The sequence below is a fragment of the Streptomyces sp. NPDC041940 genome (assembly GCF_055589465.1).
On record NZ_JBVJBP010000028.1, the window covers coordinates 53,689 to 67,714 of the forward strand.

The 14,026-nt window shown below is 69.7% G+C and carries 14 protein-coding genes and 3 tRNA genes; 13 read left to right on the plus strand and 4 right to left on the minus strand.

Features of this window, described 5'->3' with window-relative positions; translation table 11 throughout:
• Nucleotides 1-6 precede the first annotated feature (6 nt).
• The 4 genes from ACZ6I3_RS34705 to ACZ6I3_RS34720 all read left to right on the plus strand — a co-directional run bounded on the left by ACZ6I3_RS34705 (nt 7) and on the right by ACZ6I3_RS34720 (nt 4,592).
• Complete coding sequence (locus tag ACZ6I3_RS34705; RefSeq protein WP_469420149.1) at nt 7-1,581, plus strand: complex I subunit 4 family protein; 1,575 nt, start codon at nt 7-9, stop codon at nt 1,579-1,581.
• Nucleotides 1,578-3,101 carry an NADH-quinone oxidoreductase subunit N gene (locus ACZ6I3_RS34710; RefSeq protein WP_469420150.1) on the plus strand — a complete coding sequence of 508 codons (1,524 nt, stop codon included), beginning with the start codon at nt 1,578-1,580 and terminating at the stop codon, nt 3,099-3,101. The genes ACZ6I3_RS34705 and ACZ6I3_RS34710 overlap by 4 nt, the downstream gene beginning before the upstream one ends.
• 238 nt (nt 3,102-3,339) lie before the next feature.
• On the plus strand, nt 3,340-4,203 hold the full coding sequence (gene htpX, locus ACZ6I3_RS34715) for a zinc metalloprotease HtpX (protein WP_469420152.1): 864 nt from the start codon (nt 3,340-3,342) through the stop codon (nt 4,201-4,203).
• Complete coding sequence (locus ACZ6I3_RS34720; RefSeq protein WP_189728669.1) at nt 4,200-4,592, plus strand: YccF domain-containing protein; 393 nt, start codon at nt 4,200-4,202, stop codon at nt 4,590-4,592. Before htpX ends, ACZ6I3_RS34720 begins: the two co-directional genes overlap by 4 nt.
• Nucleotides 4,593-4,715: 123 nt before the next feature.
• Here the strand turns inward: ACZ6I3_RS34720 and ACZ6I3_RS34725 are convergent, their stop codons facing one another.
• Nucleotides 4,716-5,987, minus strand: coding sequence for an APC family permease (locus ACZ6I3_RS34725; protein ID WP_469420153.1), 1,272 nt, complete (start codon nt 5,985-5,987; stop codon nt 4,716-4,718).
• Between the two features lie 193 nt (nt 5,988-6,180).
• Between ACZ6I3_RS34725 and ACZ6I3_RS34730 the strand changes: the two genes are divergently transcribed.
• Complete coding sequence (locus ACZ6I3_RS34730; RefSeq protein ID WP_469420154.1) at nt 6,181-6,447, plus strand: GlsB/YeaQ/YmgE family stress response membrane protein; 267 nt, start codon at nt 6,181-6,183, stop codon at nt 6,445-6,447.
• 105 nt (nt 6,448-6,552) lie between these two features.
• On the opposite strand, the gene ACZ6I3_RS34735 is transcribed toward ACZ6I3_RS34730, so the two are convergent.
• Nucleotides 6,553-7,041, minus strand: coding sequence for a YajQ family cyclic di-GMP-binding protein (locus tag ACZ6I3_RS34735; protein WP_382489292.1), 489 nt, complete (start codon nt 7,039-7,041; stop codon nt 6,553-6,555).
• A gap of 221 nt (nt 7,042-7,262) precedes the next feature.
• Here ACZ6I3_RS34735 and ACZ6I3_RS34740 point away from each other — a divergent pair.
• Both ACZ6I3_RS34740 and ACZ6I3_RS34745 read left to right on the plus strand, forming a co-directional pair.
• Nucleotides 7,263-7,344, plus strand: a tRNA-Tyr gene (locus ACZ6I3_RS34740).
• Between the two features lie 1,750 nt (nt 7,345-9,094).
• Nucleotides 9,095-9,307 (plus strand): hypothetical protein, encoded by a 213-nt coding sequence (locus tag ACZ6I3_RS34745; protein WP_261680563.1) that lies wholly within the window; start codon nt 9,095-9,097, stop codon nt 9,305-9,307.
• A gap of 22 nt (nt 9,308-9,329) precedes the next feature.
• Here the strand turns inward: ACZ6I3_RS34745 and ACZ6I3_RS34750 are convergent, their stop codons facing one another.
• On the minus strand, nt 9,330-9,986 hold the full coding sequence (locus ACZ6I3_RS34750) for an NAD(P)H-binding protein (protein WP_469420156.1): 657 nt from the start codon (nt 9,984-9,986) through the stop codon (nt 9,330-9,332).
• 349 nt (nt 9,987-10,335) lie between these two features.
• A complete protein-coding gene (locus ACZ6I3_RS34755; protein ID WP_469420158.1) occupies nt 10,336-11,595 on the minus strand; it encodes an amidohydrolase family protein in 1,260 nt (419 codons plus the stop codon).
• A gap of 250 nt (nt 11,596-11,845) precedes the next feature.
• On the opposite strand from ACZ6I3_RS34755, the gene ACZ6I3_RS34760 reads away from it, so the two are divergent.
• From ACZ6I3_RS34760 to ACZ6I3_RS34785, 6 genes are all read left to right on the plus strand, one after another.
• Nucleotides 11,846-11,918 (plus strand) — tRNA-Thr (locus tag ACZ6I3_RS34760).
• A 46-nt stretch (nt 11,919-11,964) separates the two neighbouring features.
• Nucleotides 11,965-12,037: transfer RNA gene (locus tag ACZ6I3_RS34765), tRNA-Met, on the plus strand.
• 89 nt (nt 12,038-12,126) lie between these two features.
• Nucleotides 12,127-12,291 carry a 50S ribosomal protein L33 gene (gene rpmG / locus ACZ6I3_RS34770; protein WP_003948671.1) on the plus strand — a complete coding sequence of 55 codons (165 nt, stop codon included), beginning with the start codon at nt 12,127-12,129 and terminating at the stop codon, nt 12,289-12,291.
• Between the two features lie 100 nt (nt 12,292-12,391).
• On the plus strand, nt 12,392-12,844 hold the full coding sequence (locus ACZ6I3_RS34775; RefSeq protein WP_215119497.1) for a MaoC family dehydratase N-terminal domain-containing protein: 453 nt from the start codon (nt 12,392-12,394) through the stop codon (nt 12,842-12,844).
• Between the two features lie 8 nt (nt 12,845-12,852).
• The gene (locus ACZ6I3_RS34780) at nt 12,853-13,281 is read left to right on the plus strand and encodes a MaoC family dehydratase (protein WP_469420217.1); all 429 of its coding nucleotides are present in this window, start codon (nt 12,853-12,855) and stop codon (nt 13,279-13,281) included.
• Nucleotides 13,282-13,398: 117 nt separating this feature from the next.
• Nucleotides 13,399-13,953, plus strand: a complete 555-nt coding sequence (locus tag ACZ6I3_RS34785; RefSeq protein ID WP_469420159.1) for a TetR/AcrR family transcriptional regulator — start codon at nt 13,399-13,401, stop codon at nt 13,951-13,953.
• Nucleotides 13,954-14,026: the final 73 nt, after the last annotated feature.

Consider the following 14,026-nt stretch of genomic DNA (forward strand, 5'->3'; position numbering starts at 1 on the left):
GCAGGCGTGATCGATATCAACGAGTCCGTGATGCAGGTCCTTCTGGCGTTCATCGTCGTCGGCCCGCTCCTCGGCGCCGCCGCCGCTCTCCTGCCGGCTCCGCCCGGGCTGAAGGGGAAGTCACCCGAGCAGGCGGTGCTCCGGCACGGCGTCACCGTCACCGGCGCGGTCCTCATCGCGGCGATCGTCCTCGCGCTCGGCTTCGACCACGACCAGCCGTCGAAGATGCAGGCCAGCACGGACATCAGCTGGATCCCCGCACTCGACGTACGCATCCACCTCGGCATCGACGGCATCTCCCTCCCCCTTCTGGTCCTGACCGCGCTGCTGACCTTCCTCTGCGCGCTCTACTCCTATTTCAAGATGCCCGAAGGCCCGACCCCGAAGGCCTTCGTCGCCCTGCTGCTCGTCCTCGAGTCCGGCACTCTCGCGACCTTCGCCGTCCTCGACCTGCTGCTGTTCTTCCTCGCCTTCGAGATGGTCCTCATCCCGATGTACTTCCTCATCGCCCGCTGGGGCGGTGAGGGCCGGAGCCAAGCCGCCTGGCGGTTCATCCTCTACACGCTGCTCGGCTCCGTGGTCATGCTGCTCGGCCTGCTCCTGATCGGGCTCAAGGCGGGCACGTTCGACATGATGGCACTCGCCACTGACAACGGCCGGTCGCTGAGCACATCCGTGCAGGTCATCGCCGTTTTGTCGATCGGGATCGGGCTCGCGGTCAAGACGCCGATGTGGCCGCTGCACAGCTGGCTGCCCGACGCCCACACCGCCGCGCCGACCGTCGGCTCGGTCCTGCTGGCCGGTGTCCTGCTGAAGATGGGTACGTACGGATTCGTCCGGATCCTGCTGCCCATCGCGCCCGACGGCTTCCGCACCTTCGCGCCCTACCTCGCGGCGCTCGCCGTCGTCGGCATCATCTACGGATCCCTGGCCTGCCTGGCCCTCGCCAAGCAGGGCGCGAAGGGCGACCTCAAGCGCCTCATCGCCTACTCGTCCGTCGGTCACATGGGCTTCGTCCTGCTCGGCATCGCCACCATGACCCCGACCGGCGTGAACGGCGCCCTCTTCGCCAACATCGCCCACGGCCTCATCACCGGCCTGCTCTTCTTCCTGGTCGGCGCGCTGAAGGACCGCACCGGCACCACCGACCTCGACACTCTTGCCGAGGAGACCGGAGCCGCGCTCTACGGCAAGGCCCCACGCCTCGGCGGCCTGCTCGCCTTCGCCGCGGTCGCCTCGCTCGGCCTGCCGGGCCTGGCCGGCTTCTGGGGCGAGATGCTGGCACTGTTCGGCGCGTTCCAGCCCGCCGCGGGCCTCAGCCGACCGGCCTTCCTCACCTTCATGGCGATCGCCGCGTTCGGCACCCTGCTGACGGCCGCGTATCTGCTGATCGTGGTCCGCCGCGTCTGCATGGGCGCCCTTCCCCAGGACGCCCCGAAACTGACCGACGTGCGCTCGTACGAGTTCGCGGCCTGGACTCCGCTCGTCGCCCTCACCGTCGTCGCGGGCCTGTGGCCCAGGGCCCTCCTGGGCCTGAGCGACCCGGCCGTCCAGCAGCTCCTCGCAGGAGGAAACCGATGAGCTCCCCGGCCCAGCCCCTGGCCGCGTCGCTGGTCCAGTCCGTCGACTGGCTCGCGATCGCGCCGCCCACCATCGCGGCGGTCGTCGGACTCGTCGTCCTGGTCGCCGACCTGTTCGTCGCCGAGCACCGGAAGACGCTGCTCGGCTGGACATCGGTGGCGGGCCTGGCCGCCGCCACACTGATGCTGCTGCCCCTCCTGGAGGGCGACCGCAGCACCTTCTGCCTGACCGGCGACGCCGCCGCCTGCAGCTACACGGCCGACCGCTTCACCCTGGTCATCCAGTTCCTGGTCCTCGGCGGGGCCCTCCTCACCGCCCTTCTGTCGGTCACCGCTCTGAAAGACGGCCGCAAAGAGCTCCCCGAAGGGGAGTACTGGTTCCTGCTGCTGTCCTCCGCGGCCGGCGCCGCCCTCCTGCCCGCCTCCCGGGACCTCGCGACCCTGATCGTCGCCCTGGAGGTCGCCTCCCTGCCCGCCTTCGCGCTGGTCGGCCTGAAGTACGGCGACCGGAAGTCCTCCGAGGCGGCCCTGAAGTTCTTCCTGTCCTCGGTCACCGCGACCGCGGTCAGCCTCATGGGCATCAGCTTCGTGTACGCCTCCACGGGCACCCTCTACCTCACCCAGGTCGCCGACCGCATCCAGGACGTCGACGGACAGCTCCACACACTCGCCCAGACCGGCGTCGTCCTCACCCTCGTCGGCTTCGCCTTCAAGACGGCCGCCGTGCCCTTCCACTTCTGGGTGCCCGACACCTACGTGGGAGCGCCCCTGCCCATCGCCGCCTACCTGTCGGTCATCGGCAAGGCGGTCGGCTTCAGCGGCCTGATCCTCGTCACGGTCGTGGCCCTCCCGTCGTACGCCGACCTCTGGGGCCCGGCCCTGGCGGTCCTGGCCGCGCTCACCATGACCGTGGGCAACGTCGGAGCCCTGCGCCAGCAGGCCACGCGCGCGTACAGCGCGGTCCGCCTGCTCGCCTGGTCGTCCGTCGGCCAGGCCGGCTACCTGCTCGTACCGATCGCCGCCGCCGCGTACTCCGGGGACGCCGAGAAGTCGGTCGGCTCCACCGTCGCCTACGCCCTGATGTACGGCGCCGTGAACCTCGGCGCCTTCGCCGTGGCCGCGCTCGTCGGCCGTACGAAGTCCCTCAACCGCGTCGCCGACTACCGAGGCCTGTACGCGTCGAACCCCTTGTCCGCGCTGCTCCTGGCGTTCTTCCTGCTCTGCCTCGCCGGACTGCCCCCGGGCATCATCGGCCTCTTCGCCAAGGTCACCGTCTTCGCGGCGGCCGTCGACGCGGGCCTCGGCTGGCTGGCCGTGATCATGGCCGTCAACGTCGTCATCGCGCTGTTCTACTACCTCCAGTGGACGACCCTGCTCTTCCGTGCCCCCGAGGGCGAGCCCGAGAAGCACCGCGTCCCCGCCCCTCTCACCGCCGCGATCGCCCTGACCGGCGTCCTCGGCATCGCCCTGTCCGGGGCACCTCAGCTCGTCCTGCGCTTCACCGACACCGCCCTCTTCTGAACGACAGCCGCTTTCGCCACGCGCGCGTGGGGCACCCGCCTCCCCACGCGCGCGTGCCGCTTCCCGGCGCCGTTCACCCGGATGGCCCATACCCGCCGCCGCACGCACAAGGGAACTAGTGCCCCCCGCCTGGCGTTGACCAGTACGGGAGGGTCCACTGGACGTGACGTCACGGCACCAGTGGCACCGCAGATCACCGAGCAAGGGTCCCCCTGCCGCACCACTTGGAGGGCGTACCGTGCACCGCCGGCACAACGGGCTCAGGACCGCAGTCCTCCTCGGGGGACTGTCCGCCCTCATCATCGTCATCGGCAGCTTTTTCGGCCGCATGGGGCTCGTCATCGCCGTCCTGGTAGCGCTGGCCACCAACGCGTACGCCTACTGGAACAGCGACAAGCTGGCACTGCGCGCGATGCGCGCCCGTCCGGTCAGCGAGTTCGAGGCCCCAGGGCTCTACCGCATGGTCCGCGAGCTCTCCACCCAGGCCCGCCAGCCCATGCCGCGTCTGTACATCTCCCCGACGGAGGCGCCCAACGCCTTCGCCACAGGCCGCAACCCGCGCAACGCCGCCGTGTGCTGCACCGAAGGAATCCTGCGCCTCCTGGACGAGCGCGAGCTGCGCGGCGTCATCGGCCACGAGCTCAGCCACGTCTACAACCGCGACATCCTCATCTCGTCGGTCGCCGGCGCCCTCGCCTCCGTGATCATGTTCCTGGTCAACTTCGCCTGGCTGATCCCGATCGGGCGCTCGGACGACGATGACGGCCCCGGCCTGCTCGGGATGCTGCTGATCATGATCCTGGGCCCGCTCGCCGCGTCGCTCATCCAACTGGCCATCAGCCGCTCCCGGGAGTACCAGGCGGACGCCTCCGGTGCCCAGCTCACCGGCGACCCACTCTCCCTGGCCAGCGCCTTGCGCAAGCTCGAACTCGGCACGAAGCAGCTCCCGCTGCCCCCCGAGCCGCGTATCGAGACCGCCAGTCACATGATGATCGCGAACCCGTTTCGCCCCGGCCAGGGCCTCTCGAAGATGTTCTCCACGCACCCGCCGATGGCGGAACGCATCGCCCGGCTAGAGAAGATGGCAGGTGGGAACCAATGAGGACCATTCTCAACGTCATATGGCTCGTCCTGAGCGGCTTCTGGCTTTTCCTCGCCTACATGCTCGCGGGCCTGCTCCTCTGCATCACCATCATCGGGATCCCGTTCGGCATCGCGGCCTTCCGTATCGGCGTCTACGCCCTGTGGCCCTTCGGGTACACGACGGTCGAGCGCCGTGACGCGGGCGCGCCGTCCTGCGTGGGCAACGTGCTGTGGCTGGTGCTCGCGGGCTGGTGGCTGACCCTCGGCCACATCGCCACCGGCATCGCCCTGTGCGTCACGATCATCGGCATCCCGCTCGGCATCGCCAACTTCAAGCTCATCCCGGTCTCGCTGCTCCCGCTCGGCCGCGACATCGTCCGGACGGACGAGCCCTTCACGGCACGCTGACGGCGGGGCAAGGCAGCCCGATTTCCACAGGCCAGGGGTTATCCACAGGCCCGCCCGGCTGTCAGCGGCGGCCTGCATGATGAACCCATGACCGCGATCGAGCAGTTGCCGGGCAGAGCAGCTCTACGGCTTCCCTGCCCTAGACCGCGGCCACCGCCGCACTCCGTACACAACCACCCCCACTACCAGCACAGTCGCGCCCGCGACCACCGAAACCGCCGGCAGCGAGAACGCCAGCACCGCGCATCCGGCCAGCCCGACTCCCGCGACCACCCGAGCCGCCGGCACCGCCGATGCCGATGCCGAATCCAGCGTCCAAGCCGACGCGTTGGCCACGGCGTAGTACGCCAGCACACCGAAGGAGGAGAACCCGATCGCGCCTCGGACGTCCACCGTGGCGGCCAGGACCGCGACCACCGCACCCACCGCCAGCTCGGCCCGGTGCGGCACCTGGAACCGCGGATGCACGGCCGCCAGCACCCCCGGCAGATGCCCGTCCCGGGCCATCGCCAGCGTCGTCCGCGAGACGCCGAGGATCAGAGCCAGCAGTGAGCCCAGCGCGGCCACGGCCGCACCGACCCGCACCACCGGCACGAGCCAGGGCATCCCGGCCGCCCGCACCGCGTCGGCCAGTGGCGCCGCCGCGTTCACGAGACCGTCCGCCCCGAGCACCGAAAGGACCGCCACCGCCACACACGCGTACACCACCAGCGTGATGCCCAACGCCAGCGGAATCGCCCGCGGAATGGTGCGCGCCGGGTCGCGTACCTCCTCACCGAGGGTCGCGATACGGGCGTACCCGGCGAACGCGAAGAACAGCAGGCCGGACGCCTGAAGCACTCCGCCCGCACCGCCCGAGGCCCCGACGTCCAGCCGCCCGGCGTCCGCCGCACCGGACACCAGACACCCGACCACCACGGAAGCGAGGACAGCCAGGACCACCGCCACGATCATCCGCGTCAGCCACGCGGACTTCTGGATCCCGCCGTAGTTCACCGCGGTCAGCGCCACCACGGCCGCGACCGCCACCGCGTGCGCCTGCCCCGGCCAGACGTACATGCCCACGGTGAGTGCCATCGCCGCACAGGAGGCCGTCTTCCCGACCAGGAACGACCAGCCCGCGAGATACCCCCAGAACTCCCCGAGCCGCTCACGCCCGTAGACGTACGTGCCGCCCGAGGCGGGATACAGGGCGGCGAGGCGAGCCGACGACGTGGCGTTGCAGTAGGCGACCACGGCGGCGACGGCGAGCCCGAGGAGCAGCCCGGACCCGGCCGCGTGCGCCGCCGGCGCGAGGGCGGCGAAGATCCCGGCTCCGATCATCGAGCCGAGTCCGATGACGACGGCGTCCCCCACGCCGAGGGTACGGCGCAGTCCGGAACCGGAGGCGTTCATGCGTCGCACCCTACTGATCAGTGCAACCGGCGGTCGCCGCCAGGACGTCCTCCTGACCAAGACGGCGTGACAGCGCGCGGCAAAGGCGACGCGCGCCGTGCGCCCGACGTACGACGCACGAGTTCGGCCTGCCGGGAGCAAGATCACATGGCCGAAACAGTGCGGGCACAGCGTGAAAGGGCAGGTTCACGGCATGACCATTATCAGCTGGATCATCCTGGGACTGTTGGCCGGAGCCATCGCGAAGTTCCTGCTGCCGGGGCGCGACCCGGGCGGCCTCATCGGCACGACCCTGATCGGTATCGCGGGCGCGTTCATCGGCGGCTGGATATCGGCCCGCTGGATGGACCACCCGGTCACCAAGGACTTCTACGACGGCACGACCTGGGCCGCGGCGATCGGCGGATCGCTCGTCCTCCTGGTCGCCTACCGCCTCCTGTTCGGCAACTCGCGCAGCTGAACGCGCTCACCGACCGAGGCCGCCAGGCGAGAAGGGTGGACACCGGCAGGTGCCCACCCTTCCTCGTATCTGTGCAGACCGTGAGCCCCGAGGACCCGACCGGACCTACCGGTAGTTCACGAACTGCAGGGCGAAGTCGTAGTCCTTGTCCTTCAGCAGGGCGATGACGGCCTGCAGATCGTCACGGCTCTTGGAACTGACCCGCAGCTCCTCGCCCTGCACCTGCGCCTTCACGCCCTTCGGGCCCTCGTCGCGGATGGCCTTCGCCACCTTCTTCGCGTTGTCCTGGGAGATGCCCTCCTTGATCGAGGCGAAGATCTTGTACTCCTTGCCGGAGAGCTGGGGCTCGCCCGCGTCCAGAGCCTTCAGCGAGATGCCACGCTTGATCAGCTTGGACTGGAAGACGTCGAGGATCGCCTTCACCCGGTCCTCGGAGTTCGCCTCCATGAGGATCTGCTCACCGGACCACGAGATCGAGGCGCCCACGCCCTTGAAGTCGTAGCGCTGCGAGATCTCCTTGGCGGCCTGGTTGAGTGCGTTGTCGACCTCCTGCCGCTCGACCTTCGAGACGATGTCGAAACTGGAGTCGGCCATGTCCTGTGGCTCCTTGTATCGGGGTGCATATCGTGCGTACCGGCGTACGTGGGCGGCCGCCGGTCCCGTTCAGGTCCCGGGCCGCATCCGGACAAGCCTAGCCACCCCCCGCCCTCCGGGCGCCGATCAATCGGGTGGCGAAGCACCCCTCCACATCAGGTATTGTTTACGTCGTTGCCACGGAGCGCCGCCAAAAGGCGGCTCGACGGGCAGCAAACCCCGGCGGTGTGCCCGAGCGGCCAAAGGGAGCAGACTGTAAATCTGCCGGCTCAGCCTTCCCAGGTTCGAATCCTGGCGCCGCCACGCTGAGGGAAACCCCCTCTGATCAGGTTACTTACCTGGTCAGAGGGGGTTTCTTGTTGCCCAACCTCGTTCGATTCGCAGTGGACGGGGCGTGGACGTGTCTCACCTCGTACCGCCCGTGTCCCACCGTTGATCAGTGCGTGTCCCCCCAGGTGCCCCCCCGAGGGTGAGCGTGATCACTCCGGCTCGTTCCACTCCCGCAGGGCCTCGTGATCCGGGAGTTCGCGCGCTCTCGCCGGTCACGAGACGCACACGTCCATGCTCAGCGAGAGGTGCGGAACAGGCCGGAGGGGTATGGGGTGGCTGCCACCACTCCTGAGGCAGCACCGTCATGACGGACGGCGTCTCACGTCTCGTGACCGAGTACCGCATGGCTGACTGGGCCGAAGTCTTCAAGTGGGCGGCGGTGGTCACGCTACAAGTCGGGGGATGACGCCACGGTGGCCTTCTGTCAGTGGTGACCTGGGGCGCTCCAACGAGGGTTCAAATCTCTCTGCCATTCGTCTGCCAACGCGACAGCGAGGCGGCATTGCCCCGTCCAACAGTCCGCTGTCCTCCGACCGTTGACGAAGGCTGGCCTACAGCCCGACGTTGCATCTGGCGGAACCTGGCGTTGCCCGGAGCGAGGAGTGGCGAGCCCTGGCGAACAGTGGCGTTTGGTCGTGCGGAGCCATGGCGCGCCGGTAAGTTGCCATAGGTCCGGTGATGTCCCTCCTTGAACGCCTGCCGGTAGGCGGTAGGTCCCAACGTGGTTGGGAAGCTCGAGGGATAGGAGATCGGACGACATGGAGCGATCGACGAGGCGGAGAGGGCGCCGTAGAAAACAGCGGCGTTCTGACTGGGTGCACTTAGTGGCCCTGTTCCTCATGGCGGTCACTGCCATCGCGGGATGCGTCGAACAATTCTTGTGAGACGCCAAGGGTGAGCCGGACGGTTGGTCAGGGTGAGAGTGCCCGACCGCTGAGTACTCGGCCGGGCACACCCTGCCCCGTGCACTGGCCTGGCTTTGGGAGGCACCCCGAAGTCAGGCCTTCTGCATGCGCGGGGAGACTGCGGTGCCGAAGCGACCGTGCGGCTCGGCATCACTAGATGAGGTAACCGCACGTCAGTGGTATTGCTCAAGCATGTTGGCGTTGCCCAAAAACAATATGCCCCATTTTGGGTGGCGAAGCGAGAGGTTGCGGTGGGGTGGCGTTTCGGGTGGCGAAGAAAAATCCGCAGGTGGCGGGCGCGTGGGGGTGGCGAAACCTGGCGTATGGGCAGCGGCTCCCTGCTCCCGATGTAGTGCGTGCGAGTTCGGCGCGAGCGAAACGGTTGCTGTGTGAACTGTCGCTCCGCGAGCTCCGGGGGGCAGTGTCGTCCTGGTGTCCTACCGTCGTTGAGGTGGGCACGGGCCGCTTCGGTGAATGCATGCACTGCGTTCACCGAAGCGGCCCGAGCCTCGACCCAGAGAGCGCGGACGTGCGCGCTGTGTGCAGCGCTCTCGATGCGCCCCACGATCTCTGCGATGCGCTCAGGGCCTTCGAGTTCGACAACGGCTGCAGCCATCCCTAACGGCTCGGTTGGCACCTGCGGGACTGCTGGACAGTTACCTAATCGAGAAGATCACCGCGATCGCCTTCCGTCATGACTTCGGCGAGGGCCACAAACTCCTCGGCCGACGGCTGCGGGACGTGACGCGTGAACGAAGGAAGCAGGCACGGCACAGAGGACAGGCATACTCACGCCGCACACGCGGCACACTGGCCCCATGTCCTCCCGCCGCAGAATCTGCCCCGAGTGCCGCCGCGAGATCGCCGTCGTCGCGGGGCGGTACGCGCGCCACGATCCGCCGGGCGCCCGGGAACACGGCGAACTCACCTCGTGCCCGGGCTCCCGACGGCAGGCCCGGCCCGGCGTGGAGCAGCCGTCCCTGGACGGCTACGCGGTGCCGGACTTCCCGGGCCAACTGCCCCTGTTCTAGGGAAACTCCGCCCCCGTAGCCGTCAGTTCCCGGCCACCGACTTCACCGCAACGGACACCGGCGCCGGTCCGCTGATCAGCTCCAGGGTGAGCCCGGCCGTCGCGGCGGTGTCCACCAACTCCGCCAGTACGGCGGCCACGTCGTCACGCGGAATCGGCCCGCGGCCCGTACGCGCCTCCAGTCGGACGAGACCGGTGCCGGCGTCGTCGGTGAGCTGACCCGGCCGCAGGATCGTCCAGTCCAGGGCCTTCAGGCCACGCACGTACGCGTCCGCCTCGCCCTTGGCGCGCAGATACACATCGAAGATCTCGTCACCCTCGTGCCGCGGGTCGGCACCCATGGACGACACGACCACGAGACGCCGTACGCCCGCCTTCACCGCCGCGTCCGCGAAGAGGACCGCCGCGGCCTTGTCCACCGTGTCCTTGCGGGCCGTCCCGCTGCCCGGACCCGCGCCGGCCGCGAAGACCGCCGCGTCGGCACCCCGCAGCCGGTCCGCGACCTCGTCCACGGACGCCGACTCCAGGTCGAGCACGACCGGTTCGGCACCGGCCTCCCGCAGATCGTCGGACTGTTCGGCCTTGCGGATGATCCCCGCGACCTCGTCCCCGCGCGCGGCGAGCAACCGCTCCAGCCGCAACGCGATCTGACCATGACCACCAGCGATGACAATGCGCATGCCTTCGACCGTACGCCCGGACGCCCCCGTCCGCCGCACGACTTCGCCCACGCCCCACCGACCCACGCCTCCACCGGCCCACGTCCCACGCGCCACCGGCCCACCGACCTACGCCTCCACCGGCCCACGTCCCACGCCCCACCGACCCACGCCTCCACCGGCCCACGTCCCACGCGCCACCGGCCCACGCCCCACCGACCCACGCCTCCACCGGCCCACGCCCCACGCGCCACCGGCCCACGCCCTACCGACCTACGCCTCCACCGGCCCACGTCCCACGCGCCACCCATCCACGCCCCACCGGCCCACGCCCCAAGACAGGCCCCGCCCCCAAGACAGGCCCCCAGCCCTACGACACCTCCCCCCGCCCCTGCCGCGGCAGCCCCAGCTCCACCGAAGCCGCCGAATCGCAGTACTCCCGGACCGCGCTGGTCCGCGCCACCACACGCCCCCGGTGCACGACCACCCGGCTGTACGCCAGCGAGAGCGCCCCCGCCAGCCGGTCTCCGCGCACCGCGAGCAGTTCGGCCGGGAAGCCCGCCTCCACGCGCACCTCGGGCAGCCCCAGCACCGCCCGCGCCGACCCGCTCACCGTGTCGTAGGCCTCCTCGGGCGTCAGCCCGTGGCGCGAGGCCAGCAGGAACGCCGCCTCCAGCGGGTCGCCGCGCCCCACGGGGTTCGACACGTCCCGCAGCGCCCCGCTCCCGGCGGCCACCCGCACCCCGGCCGCGCGCAGCAGCCGTACCGGAGCCGCTCCCCGCCGGTCCACGCCGCCGCAGCCGCCCTGCGGCAGGCACACCACCGCCACCCCGGCCGCCGCGAGCTGGTCGGCGGTCCGCGAGGCCACCTCGGCGGGCAGCCGTCCGAGGTCGCCGCACGGGCTCAGGGTCACGCCGGGACGCAGCCCGCCCGCCATCGCCGCCAGCCGGGCCAGCCGCGCCGGATCCCCGGCGTCCGTATGCAGGTCGACGGGACAGCCGTGCTCGGCGGCCAGCTCCAGGACCGCCTCCACGTACCCCGTCGGATCCGGGTCGAGATCGGGCCGGCCGCCCACCACCGAGGCGCCCATCTTCACCGCGTCCCGCAGCACCGCCAGCCCGTCCGCCCCGGCCACCCCGGTCAGCAGCCGGGGCATCGCCACCGTCGTCAGCTCGGCCAGCCCCCGCAGGGCCCGCCGCGCCTGCAACACCGCCTCCAGCGCGCCCAGCCCCTGGACGTCCCCCACGCGCACATGGGCCCGCAGCGCCGTCGCCCCGTGCCCGAGCTGGAGCAGCGCGGCCTCGGTCGCCCGGCGCTGCACGTCCTGCGGCTCGTCGGAGACAGGCCCCTCGGCGTCGGCCGACAGGGCCGTGTCGGCGTGGGCGTGCGGTTCGGCCGGGGCCGGCAGCAGCAGATAGCCGCCGAGGTCCACCCGTGCCCCGCACGCGCGCGTGCCGCCCGCCGCCAGGCTGCCGGCCGTCCCGACCGCCTCGATGTGCCCGCCGCCCAGCCGTACGTCCACGGTCCGGCCGTCGGTGAGCCGCGCCCCGCACAGCAGCAGCGACGACGGGTCGGCCGGGCCCGGCGAGGACGACGGGGGCGGTGGCGGCTGCGGCTGGCTGTCGGGCATCGCGCTCCAGGGGCTCGGGCTTGCGCACGGGAGGACGCATGGTCACGCAGAGTGAGTCGAGCCTAGGACGGCCTCCCGCCCATGGCGGGGAGGAGCGCAATAGTCGTACCGGTGTGGCCCGCTGTGCGGAAGGGAAGCGGGAGGGAAGGCGCTCGCGAGGCCGTCGGCAGGACGGTCCGAGCGCCCGTGGCGGGTGCCCCGAAACGGATTTGGGTGAACGGCTTCCGACCGTGTAATGTCTTCATCGCTCGCCCCAATAGCTCAGTCGGCAGAGCGTCTCCATGGTAAGGAGAAGGTCAACGGTTCGATTCCGTTTTGGGGCTCTGGTGTGTGAGGTTCCCGTCGTAAGGCGGGATCCGATCGCATCACAGCGGTGTAGCTCAGTCGGTAGAGCAAGCGGCTCATAATCGCTGTGTCACCGGTTCAAGTCCGGTCACCGCTACTGACAGTAGCCGATTGCGGGGTCGGTCCTTCGATCGGCTACTCTTTTATGCGTTAAACCATCCCATCCGTTCGTCAAGGAGCACTCACGTGGCTGCCACCGACGTCCGCCCGAAGATCACGCTGGCCTGCGTGGAGTGCAAGGAGCGGAACTACATCACCAAGAAGAACCGGCGTAACAACCCGGACCGTCTTGAGATGAAGAAGCACTGCCCGCGTTGCAACGCGCACACCGCGCACCGCGAAACGCGATAAAACAGGCTCGTACACGAGGCCGCTCCCGAGTGATCGGGGGCGGCCTCGCGTCGTTGAATGACCCGTACCGGTCAGTAGAGCAACCAGGAGGTGCCGAGCCATGGCGCTCGACCAGTCCTTCGTGGGGCGGACGTACCCGCCCACCGCGCCCTACGAGGTGGGCCGGGAGAAGATCCGTGAGTTCGCCGAGGCGGTCGGGGACGCCAACCCGGCGTACACGGACGCGGAGGCGGCCAAGGAGCTCGGCCACCCCGACGTGATCGCGCCGCCGACCTTCGTCTTCTCGATCACCTTCAAGGCCGCCGGCCAGGTCGTCCAGGACCCCCAGCTCGGCCTGGACTACAGCCGGGTGGTGCACGGCGACCAGAAGTTCGCCTACCGCCGCCCGGTCCGCGCCGGCGACCGGCTCACGGTCACCTCGACCATCGAGGCCGTCAAGTCTCTCGCGGGCAACGACATCCTGGACATCCGCGGCGAGGTCCACGACGAGGCCGGCGAGCACGTCGTGACCGCCTGGACCAAGCTCGTGGCCCGCGCGGCCGAGGAGGCGTGAGCGATCCCATGACGGCGAAGATCTCCTACTCCGACGTCGAGGTCGGCACCGAACTGCCCGCGCAGACCTTTCCCGTGACCCGCGCGTACCTCGTCCAGTACGCGGGCGCCTCCGGCGACTTCAATCCGATCCACTGGAACGAGAAGTTCGCCAAGGAGGTCGGCCTGCCGGACGTCATCGCGCACGGCATGTTCACCATGGCCGAGGCGATCCGCGTGGTCACCGACTGGGCCGGCGACCCGGGTGCGGTCGTCGAGTACGGCGTCCGCTTCACCAAGCCGGTCGTCGTCCCCAACGACGGCGAGGGCGCCGTGATCGAGGTCGCCGCCAAGGTCGGGGCCAAGCTCGACGACAACACCGTCCGCGTGGACCTGACGGCGACCAGCGCGGGACAGAAGGTTCTGGGCATGTCGCGAGCGGTCGTACGGCTGGCCTGAGCCGGCGAGCATAAGTGACGGGTAAGGGGCGCTCTCCATTGCGGAGCGCCCCTTACACGTACGGAGGGCAGGGGTACCCTCTTGACGTAGTTAGTGATTGAGTACTAACTTACTTGCATGGCCAGAATGAGTGCGGAGGAGAGGCGCGAGAGCGTCATCCGTGCGGCGATGACCGAGTTCGCCCGCGGCGGCTACCACGGCACGTCGACCGAGGCGATCGCCCGGCGGGTCGGCGTCTCGCAGCCGTATCTCTTCCGGCTCTTCCCGGGCAAGAAGGCGATCTTCCTGGCGGCTGCCGAGCGGTGCGTCGAGGACACCATCCGGATGTTCGCGGACGCTGCCGAGGGGCTGGAGGGCGAGGAGGCCCGCCACGCCATGGGCGGCGCGTACATCGAGGCCATCTCCGAGCAGCCCGAGCGGCTGATGATGCAGATGCAGATGTACCTCGCCGTGGCAGCCGCCGAGGAAGAGGGAGACCAGGAGTTCGGCGAGGCCGTGCGCACGGGCTGGATGCGGCTGTGGGACACCATCCACCTGCCGCTGGGCGCCGACGCTCATGAGACGACGACCTTCCTGGCCCAGGGCATGCTCATCAACTGCCTGGTGGCCATGGGATTCCCGGCCGATCACCGGGTCTGGGCGGGGCTGACCCCGCCGGAGCCCGGCAGCTGACAAGTCAGGGTGGGGATTCCGCGCCCTTTCACGACCTCGAAAGTTAGTAATCAATAACTAATCGATCAAGCGA